This is a genomic window from Streptomyces sp. SX-6, from assembly GCF_059089585.1.
The window spans coordinates 83801-93080 of the sequence record NZ_JBTHHU010000031.1; the positions used below are offsets into that span (position 1 = coordinate 83801).

Annotated in this window: 8 protein-coding genes; 6 read left to right on the forward strand and 2 right to left on the reverse strand. The window is 71.1% G+C overall.

What is annotated here, in order from left to right:
* Window positions 1-10: 10 nt before the first annotated feature.
* Window positions 11-331 (forward strand): DMT family transporter, encoded by a 321-nt coding sequence (locus tag ACV530_RS28970; RefSeq protein WP_494335596.1) that lies wholly within the window; start codon window positions 11-13, stop codon window positions 329-331.
* Here ACV530_RS28970 and ACV530_RS28975 read toward each other — a convergent pair whose 3' ends face one another.
* On the reverse strand, window positions 332-2602 hold the full coding sequence (locus ACV530_RS28975) for a transglycosylase domain-containing protein (protein ID WP_494335597.1): 2271 nt from the start codon (window positions 2600-2602) through the stop codon (window positions 332-334).
* Window positions 2603-2870: 268 nt separating this feature from the next.
* On the opposite strand from ACV530_RS28975, the gene ACV530_RS28980 reads away from it, so the two are divergent.
* From ACV530_RS28980 to ACV530_RS28995, 4 genes are read left to right on the forward strand one after another with little or no spacing between them, the layout of a single operon-like run.
* On the forward strand, window positions 2871-3671 hold the full coding sequence (locus ACV530_RS28980; protein ID WP_494335598.1) for an ABC transporter permease: 801 nt from the start codon (window positions 2871-2873) through the stop codon (window positions 3669-3671).
* Between the two features lie 43 nt (window positions 3672-3714).
* The gene (locus tag ACV530_RS28985; RefSeq protein ID WP_494335606.1) at window positions 3715-4479 is read left to right on the forward strand and encodes an ABC transporter permease; all 765 of its coding nucleotides are present in this window, start codon (window positions 3715-3717) and stop codon (window positions 4477-4479) included.
* The gene (locus ACV530_RS28990) at window positions 4476-5480 is read left to right on the forward strand and encodes an ABC transporter ATP-binding protein (protein WP_494335599.1); all 1005 of its coding nucleotides are present in this window, start codon (window positions 4476-4478) and stop codon (window positions 5478-5480) included. The genes ACV530_RS28985 and ACV530_RS28990 overlap by 4 nt, the downstream gene beginning before the upstream one ends.
* Before the next feature lie 20 nt (window positions 5481-5500).
* Window positions 5501-6241: a DUF1707 SHOCT-like domain-containing protein gene (locus tag ACV530_RS28995; RefSeq protein WP_494335600.1), complete on the forward strand. Its 741-nt coding sequence runs from the start codon at window positions 5501-5503 to the stop codon at window positions 6239-6241.
* Between the two features lies 1 nt (window position 6242).
* Here the strand turns inward: ACV530_RS28995 and ACV530_RS29000 are convergent, their stop codons facing one another.
* The gene (locus ACV530_RS29000) at window positions 6243-7568 is read right to left on the reverse strand and encodes an SGNH/GDSL hydrolase family protein (protein WP_494335607.1); all 1326 of its coding nucleotides are present in this window, start codon (window positions 7566-7568) and stop codon (window positions 6243-6245) included.
* A gap of 198 nt (window positions 7569-7766) precedes the next feature.
* Between ACV530_RS29000 and ACV530_RS29005 the strand changes: the two genes are divergently transcribed.
* Window positions 7767-9092: a DUF445 domain-containing protein gene (locus ACV530_RS29005; protein WP_494335601.1), complete on the forward strand. Its 1326-nt coding sequence runs from the start codon at window positions 7767-7769 to the stop codon at window positions 9090-9092.
* Window positions 9093-9280 lie beyond the last annotated feature (188 nt).

Consider the following 9280-nt stretch of genomic DNA (forward strand, 5'->3'; position numbering starts at 1 on the left):
AGGTGCCGTCATGGCATGGATCCTGCTCGCCGTCGCCGGTCTGCTCGAGGTCGGCTGGTCGGTCGGCATGAAGTACACCGACGGTTTCACCCGCCTGTGGCCGAGCGTGGCCACGATCGCCGGCATCGCGGCGAGCATGCTGCTGCTGGCCCAGGCCGCACGGACACTCCCCATCGGCACGGCCTACGGCGTGTGGGTCGGCATCGGCGCGGCCGGCGCCGCGGTGCTGGGCATGACGCTGCTCGGTGAGCCGGTGTCCGCGGCGCGGGTCTTCTTCATTGTTCTGCTGCTGGTGGCGGTGGTCGGGTTGAAGGCGACCTCGGGCCACTAGCTAGTAGTCGTAGCCCAGCAGGTCGTGGTGCTCCCCGCGGCCCTCCTTGCCCGGGTTCGGGACGAGGCTGATGATCGGTCCCGTCGGCGGCCCCGTGGGCGGGCCCGTCGGCGGGCCGGGCGGCCTCGACGGCAGGCGCGGAGGCGCGGTCGGGGGCGGGGAGAAGCGCGGCGGGGCGGACGTGACCGGCGGCGCGCTGGACGTGACCGGGGGCGCCGAGGAGGTCGGTGCCTCCGGCGGGGGCGAACCGGCACCGCTCTGCAGCTCGAGGTCGAAGTCCTTGGCCTCGGTGCCGGCCAGCGCCTTGGAGGTGTACGCGGCCCAGATCTGCGCCGGGTAGCCGCCGCCGTTGATGCGCGGGAGCCCGGTCGCGCCGTAGAGCGACTTCTGCTCGCCGCTGTCGGAGTCCTGGCCCATGACCGCGACGACGGTGGCGAGGTCGGGCGTGTAGCCCGCGAACCAGGCGGCCTTGTCGTCCTCGGCGGTGCCGGTCTTGCCCGCCGACGGCCGCCCCGAGGCCCGCGCGTTCGCACCGGTGCCGTTGGGGCTGTCGACCACGCTCTGCAGGATCGAGGTGGTCGTGTCGGCGGCCTCGCGCGTCACGGCCTGCTTGCGGTCGCGGCGGTCCGGGAGCTGGACGTCCTCACCGCCCTTGCTGGCCTTCTCGACCAGGGTGTACGGGCCGTGCCGGCCGTGGTTGGCGAGCGTGGCGTAGGCCTGGGCCATGTCCAGGACGCTGGCGGTGGCGGGGCCGAGCGCGATGGACGGGGTGGCGGTCAGGTCGGGGGTCTTCTCCGGGATGCCGAGGGCGATGGCCGTGCTCTTCACCTTGCCCGGGCCGACGTCCTCGGCCATCTGCGCATAGACGGCGTTGACCGACAGGTCGGTCGCCTTGGTGACGGTGATCGGGCCGTAGGACTTGTCGTCCTCGTTGGCCGGGGCGTAGTCGAGCGGACCGTCCGGGCCCTGCACCTGCCGCTTGTTGGTGCCGTCGTAAAGGGTGTTGGGGGTGATGGTGCGGCCCTGCTGGGTGGTGGAGCCGTTCTGCACGGCCGAGGTGAAGACAAACGGCTTGAAGGTGGAGCCCACTTGGTAGTCGCGCCGGGTGGCGTTGTTGACGTACTGCTTGGTGTAGTCGATGCCGCCGTAGAGGGCGACGACCTTGCCGGTCGAGGGGTCGACGGAGGCGCCGCCGGCGCGGACGTAGGAGTCGACCTTGCGGGAGTCGCTGAGTTCGTCCATCAGTTGGGAGCGCACCGCGCCGACGAAGGCGTCCTGCTTCTTGCGGTCGATGGTGGTGGTGATGCGGTAGCCGCCCGCGGCCAGGGTGTTCTCGTCGATGATCTTGTTGCTGGTGAGGTAGTCCTTGACCGCCTCGACGAGATAGCCGCGCTGGCCGGACATGCCGAACCGGGGCCGGGCCTTGCCGGGCGCCGGGAACTTGATCGCGGCCCGCTCGGTGCCGCTGAGCCAGCCCTTCTTGACCATGCCGTTCAGGACGTAGTTCCAGCGGGCCATCGCGCGCGGCTTGTTCTCGGGGTGCGCCCCGACGTCATAGGCGCTGGGGGCGTTGAGAAGCGTGGCGAGGTACGCGCCCTCGGCGGTGTTGAGCTTGTCGGAGTCCTTGCTGTAGTAGGCCTGCGCGGCGGCCTGGATGCCGTAGGCGTTGCGGCCGAAGTAGCTGGTGTTGAGGTAGCCCTCGAGGATGTCGCCCTTGCTCTCCTCGCGGTCCAGCTTGATCGCGATGAAGAACTCCTTCACCTTGCGGCTGATGGTCTGTTCCTGGCCGAGGTAGTAGTTCTTGACGTACTGCTGGGTGATCGTGGAGCCGGACTGCTTGCCCTTGCCGGTGACGGTGTTCCACGCGGCGCGGACCATGGCCTCGGGGTTGACGGCCGACTCCGCGTAGAAGTCGCGGTCCTCGGCGGCCAGCACCGCGTGCTGGACGGTCTTGGGCACCTTGCTCAGCGGTACGCTCTCCCGGTTGATCTCGCCGTCACGGGCGAGCTGGGTGCCGTCGGCGTAGAGGAAGACATTGCTCTCGGCCGTCGCCGCCTTGTTGGCCGGGGGGATGTTGACCAGCGCGTACCCGGCGATCAGGCCGCCCGCGATGAGCAGGACGACCAGGACGAACCCGCCGAGCACCATCCGCCAGCCGGGCAGGAGCCTGCGCCAGCCGGTGCGTTCACGGCCGGTGTCGCCTCTCGGTGGCCAGCCCTGCGGGCCGTCACCCCGCCCTCCGGGATGCTGCTGTGGTCGCTCGTCGCTCATGTCTCCTGGGACTCCTCGGCCGTCGAGTTCAGGCGGTACCGAAGCTGTGCCGTACGCCCCGCGAAACACTGTCGCACCCGGGATCCGGCCGGGGCGGCTTAGCGCACCTCTGCCGGTCCGGTAGGGGCCGTTCGGGTCATGCCCGCCACTCCACGGAGTGAGAAATTCCGTGGCCGGGTGCTGACACGGACGGTTATGCTCCTGCGCTTCGGGTTCGGCCCGACCAGTCGGCGGACTAAAAAAGTTCAACGAGGAGAGGGGGCGCGGGATGCGGCTGTACGCCGCCGTCGCAGTGAGCGGTTTCCGTAGACACGCGACCTACCGCATCGCCACCGCGGCCGGCGTCTTCACCAACACGGTCTTCGGCTTCATCCTCGCCTACACCTACATCGCCCTGTGGGACCAGCGGCCGCACCTGGGCGGCTACGACCAGGCGCAGGCGCTGACCTTCGTCTGGACGGGCCAGGCACTGCTGGCGGTCATGGCCCTGATGGGCGGCGGGTTCCAGGAGGAGATCCAGGAGCGCATCCGCACCGGCGACATCGCCGTCGACCTCTACCGCCCCGCCGATCTCCAGCTGTGGTGGCTCGCCGCCGACCTGGGGCGGGCCGGATTCCAGCTGCTGGGGCGCGGCGTGGTGCCGCTGGCGGCCGGTGCGCTGTTCTTCGAACTGGCGCTTCCCGCCGACCCGTTGAGATGGCTGGCTTTCCTGCTGTCGCTGCTGCTGGGCTTTGTCGTGGGATTCGCGCTGCGTTATCTCGTGGGGCTGTGTGCCTTCTGGCTGCTCGACGGGGCGGGTGTCAACACGATCAGTTCGCTGTCGTTCCTGTTCTTCTCCGGGCAGTTGCTGCCGCTGACCGTCTTCCCGGGCGCGTTCGGGGACGTGGCGCGGATGCTGCCGTTCTCGTCGATGGTCCAGGTCCCCATCGACACCCTGCTGGGCCGGCACACCGGAAGCGGCCTGGCGGGGGTGCTGGCGTTCCAGGCGGGGTGGGCGGTGGTGCTGCTGGCCGCGGGGCGGCTGATGCAGTCGCGTGCCACCGGGAAGGTGGTGGTCCAGGGTGGTTGAACGTGCGGTGCACGCGGTGCGGGGCTACGGCCTGATAGCCGCGATGTGGATCCGGGCGACCATGGCCTACCGGGTGTCGTTCGTGACGATGACGATCGGCAACTTCCTCGGCAGCGGCCTGGACTTCGTCGTCATCATGCTGATGTTCTCGCACATCGACGCGCTGGGCGGGTTCACGCTGCCCGAGGTCGCGCTGCTGTACGGGGCCACCTGCTCCTCGTTCGGCCTGGCGGACCTCCTCCTCGGCAACGCCGACCGCGTCGGACGGCGGGTGCGCGACGGCACGTTCGACACCCTGCTGGTGCGCCCGGTGCCGGTCCTAGCCCAGGTGGCGGCGGACCGGTTCGCACTGCGGCGCCTCGGCCGGATCAGCCAGGGCGCCGTGGTGCTCGGCTGGGGGCTCGCGCACGTGGACGTCGCGTGGACGCTGCCGAAGGCGCTGTTCGTGGCGATGATGGTGCTCAGCGGTACGGGCATCTTCGCGGCCGTGTTCCTGCTGGGCGCGGCCTTCCAGTTCTGGGCGGCGGACGCCTCCGAGGTGGCGAACTCGTTCACCTTCGGCGGCTGCACGCTGCTGCAGTATCCGCCGACGGTCTTCGCCCGGGAGCTGGTGCGCGGGGTGACGTTCGTCGTCCCCCTCGCCTTCGTCAACTGGCTGCCCGCACTGCATCTGTTGGGCCGCGACGACCCGCTGCACCTGCCGGGCTGGGTGGCCTACTGCGGCCCCCTGGTCGCCGTGGGCACCCTGCTGCTCTCGGGGCTGGTGTGGCGAGCGGGGCTGAGGAGTTATCGGAGTACAGGGAGTTGAGGGTGAGCGACAGCAGCAACGGCAGCAGTAACGGCAGCGACGGATTCATCGAACTCGACGCCGTGGAGAAGGTGTTCGACGTCCGCCGCAAGGCGGGCCTGCTGCGCCGCGAACGGCACCAGGTCCGCGCGGTGGACGGCATCAGCTTCTCCGTACCGCGCGGCGAGATGGTCGGCTACATCGGTCCCAACGGCGCCGGGAAGTCCACGACCATCAAGATGCTCACCGGCATCCTGGTGCCCAGCGGCGGCCGGCTGCGCGTGGCGGGCATCGACCCCTCCCGCGAGCGGACGAAACTGGCGCACCGCATAGGAGTGGTCTTCGGGCAGCGCACCACGCTGTGGTGGGACCTGCCGCTGCGCGACTCGTACAACCTCGTCCGCCGCATGTACCGCATCCCTGACGTGCGTTACCGCGCCAACCTCGAGCGCTGCGTCGAACTCCTCGACCTGGGCGCGCTGCTGGACGTGCCCGTACGGCAGCTCTCGCTCGGCCAGCGGATGCGCGGCGACATCGCCGCCGCGCTGCTGCACGACCCCGAGGTGCTCTACCTCGACGAGCCGACCATCGGCCTGGACGTGGTGAGCAAGGCCAAGGTGCGGGGATTCCTGCGGGACATCAACGCCGAGCACGGCACGACCGTGCTGTTGACCACGCACGACCTGACCGACATCGAGCAACTGTGCAAGCGGGTCATGGTCATCGACCACGGCCGGCTGGTGTACGACGGCGGCCTCGACGGGCTGCACGCGGTGGGGGAGAGCGAGCGCATGCTCGTGGTCGACCTCGAACGCGAGCTCCCGCCCATCGAGGGGGTGCCGGGCGCCCGCACGGTCCGGGTCGAAGGGCCACGCCAGTGGCTGGCGTTCGCCTCCGGACGGAGCGCGGCACCGATCGTGGCGGCCGTCGCGGAGCGGTATCCGCTGGTGGATCTCTCGGTCCGCGAGCCGGACATCGAGGACGTGATTGCGCATATGTATGGAGACCGCACGGGCCTGTAGCGGCCGTTACCCTGGTGGCCATGACAAGCGAACTCCCTGAGATGCGCGCCTCCGACGCCGATCGGGAACGGGTTGCCGAAGTCCTGCGCTCAGCCGTCGCGGAGGGGCGGCTGGACATGGAGGAGTTCGGCGAACGACTGGACGCCGTCTACAAGGCCCGTACGCACGGTGACCTCGAACCGCTCGTGAGCGACCTCCCCTCTGTGCAGACGAAGGCGCAGACGGCCACGGAGCGTGCCGACGAGACCGATTGGTCCGGGCGGATCGGCGGCACGGGGACGTCCTCCCTGGCCATCGGCATCATGGGCGGGTTCCAGCGGCACGGCAACTGGACGGTGCCCCGCCGCTTCACCAGCATCTGCTTCTGGGGCGGCGGCGAGATCGACCTGCGGGAGGCGAACTTCGAGGACCGCGAGGTGACGATCCGGTGCTTCGCGGTCATGGGCGGAGTGCAGATCAAGGTGCCGCCGGAGCTCGACGTACAGGTCGGCGGCATCGGCATCATGGGCGGCTTCGACAGCAGGGCGAGCGGCCCCGGCACCCCGGGCTCGCCCCGGGTGAAGATCACCGGACTCGCCTTCTGGGGCGGCGTCGACGTCACGCGCAAGATGCGCCGCGAGGAGCGGCTGCGCCTGCGCGAGGAGGCGCGCGAACAGCGCCGCCTCGCCCGCGAGGATCGGCACCAGGCCCGCGAGGATCGGCACCAGGCCCGCGAGGAACGCCGGCAGGTCCGCGACGAGCGGCGCAAGCCGCTCGAGTGACTTATCGGCCGCTGCGCAGCTTCGTGAGGTCCACGGCCCGGGCCATCGCCAGATAGCCCGCGTCGTTCGGGTGCAGGTGATCGCCGCTGTCGTACGCCGGAAGCAGCCGCTCCGGGTTCGCCGGGTCGCGCAGCGCCCGGTCGAAGTCGACCACGTAGTCGAACACGCCGCCCGCCCGGATCTCGGCGTTCACCCCGAGCCGTACGGGCTCCTGACGGTTCAGCACCACGCCCAGGTGGCCGCCGATGGGCGTCAGCGTCGAGCCCGCCACCCGCAGACCGTGCTCGTGCGCACGGTCGACGAGCCGGCGCAGCCCCGCCACGATCCGGTGGGGGTCGGTCTGCTGCGGGCGGCGCAGGATGTCGTTGACGCCCAGCTCCACGACCACCACGCGCGCGCCCGTCCGGCCGAGGACGTCGCGGTCGAAGCGGTCGATCGCGCTGGCGTTGTTCTGGGGCGCCCTGCCCCTGTTGGAGAGCAGGATCCGGTTGCCGCTGATGCCCTCGTTGAGGACGCCGTAGCGCGGTGCGCCCGGCTCGTCCCGCAGCCGGGCGGCGAGCCGGTCGGTCCAGCGGTGGTCGGCGCCGACGGTGGAGGTGACCCCGTCGGTGATGGAGTCGCCGAGGGCGACCACGGAGCCCTGCGCCTCGGTGGTCCACACGTCGACCGCGGTGACATAGCGCCAGTACGGGGTTCTGAGGGTGTACGGCAGGCCGTCCGTGTTCCCGGTGTGCTCGCCGCGGGCGAGGTAGGAGGTCTGGCGGGCGTACGGGTGGAGCGTCGCCGGGCCGGCGGGCACCGGCGAGTACGAGCTGATCAGCAGGTCCGTCGCCGGGCCCACGGACAGCTCCACGGGGTCGCTGACGACCGCCTGCCCGGCCGGCACGGTCACGGCGGGCCGGCCGCCGAAGGCCAGCGCGCGCAGCGTGCCCGGCGCCGCCGCCGCGGTGCCCGGCGCGGCGGCCAGGGCGAGGGAGGCATGGCTGACGACCAGGGGCCGGGTGCCGTAGAGGTTGGAGAACTGGACGCGGGCGGCGGTGCCGCCGACGCTGGTGTGCACCACGTTGCGGACGGACATCCCGGCGTACCCGCGGAGCGCCTGCGGTTCCGCGGCGGCGGGGGCGGCGGCCCAGGTGCCGGTCCAGCCGCCCGCGGTTGTCGGCGACGCGGCCGTACGGGGGTCCCGCGGGTCGGCAGTGCTGTGGCCGTCGCGGTCGTCGCGGCCGAGCGCGCCGAGGAATATCGCGGCCGAGACGAGAATCACGACCGCCGCCAGCGCGGCCGGCAGGGCATAGGCCGTGCCGCGGGGCAGGTGAGGCCCTTTCATCCTGCTCATCGCGGATCTCCTGCACTGAGTGCCGTGACACCCTCTGACTGATCCGATCGTCGTTCCATGATCCCACGGGGGCCGGAAGAGGCCTCGGTGGCCGCTCGGTGGCCGCGTGGTGTCAGACGCCGGGAACTCTTCGCCCGTTCCCCGAGTCGTCCCGTAGGGACAATGCAGGTGAGAACTGCCTGAACGGGGATGCGCATGACACGGTCCAGGACGGACGAGGCGGCCGCCGCCGATACGGCCTCCGCCGATACGGCGACGCACACGTACAACGCGGCGGACGAGGAGCGCCGCCGCGGCGTGCGCCGCATGAAGACCTTCGCCACGGGCCTGCTGCTCGCGGTCGCCGTCGTCTACGCGCTGGCGAAGTGGGGCCAGTCCGCCGGACTGGGCGGCTGGACGGGCTACGTGGCCGCCGCCGCCGAGGCCGGCATGGTCGGCGCGCTCGCCGACTGGTTCGCGGTCACGGCGCTCTTCAAGCACCCCCTCGGGCTGCCCATCCCGCACACGGCGATCATTCCGACCAAGAAGGACCAGCTGGGCCAGTCCCTCGGCGAGTTCGTCGGCGAGAACTTCCTCTCCGGCGAGGTGATCCGCCGCCGCCTGCGCGCGGTCGGCATCGGCTCACGCCTCGGCGCGTGGCTCGCCGAGCCCGAGCACGCCGACCGGGTGACCACCGAACTGGCCACCGCCCTGCGCGGAGCGCTGACCGTGCTGCGCGACTCCGACGTACAGGCGGTCGTCGGCGAGGCCATCACGCGACGGGCCGACGCCCAGGAGATCGCCCCGGGCATCGGCACCATGCTGGAGAAGATCGTCACCGACGGCGGCCACCGCAAGGTTGTGGACCTGGTGTGCGTACGCGCCCACGACTGGCTGGTGCAGCACGGCGACTCGGTGATGCAGGCCGTCACGGGCGGCGCCCCCGGCTGGACGCCGCGCTTCGTCGACCGCAAGGTCGGTGAGCGCGTCTACAAGGAACTGCTGCGCTTCGTCACGGAGATGCGCGACATGCCGGACCACCCGGCGCGCGGCTCGGTCGACCGCTTCCTCGCGGACTTCGCGCAGGACCTCCAGTCCGACCCGGACACCCGGGCCCGGGTGGAGCGCCTGAAGTCCGAGGTCCTGGGCCGGGGCGAGGTGCAGGACCTGATCGCCTCGGCGTGGGGCGCGGTACGGGCCATGATCGTGGCCGCGGCGGAGGACGAACGCAGCGAACTGCGGCTGCGGGCCCGCGCGTCGATCCTCTCGCTCGGCGCGCGCATGACGTCCGACGAGCGGCTGCGCGCGAAGGTCGACGGCTGGGTGGAGGACGCGGCCGTCCACGTGGTGACGACCTACCGGGACGAGATCACATCGCTGATCACGGAGACGGTCGCGAGCTGGGACGCGGAACAGACGTCCCGCAAGGTCGAGGCCCACATCGGCCGGGATCTTCAGTTCATCCGCATCAACGGCACGGTGGTGGGGGCGATGGCGGGGCTCCTGATCTTCACGGCGTCGCAGCTGTTGACGTAGGGGTTTGGGGGGATTTGTGCCCCGGTCCCGCCCTTTCGCCGTTTCCTGGGGCTGCGCCCCAGACCCCGCTTCGGGGGCTTCGCCCCCGGGCCCCCTTGTCGCGGCTCCGCCGCTCGTCCTCAATCGCCGGACGGGCTTGATTTTCGCGCCCGCGCCGGATTTCGGCGCAAGCGCGAAATCCGGCGCGG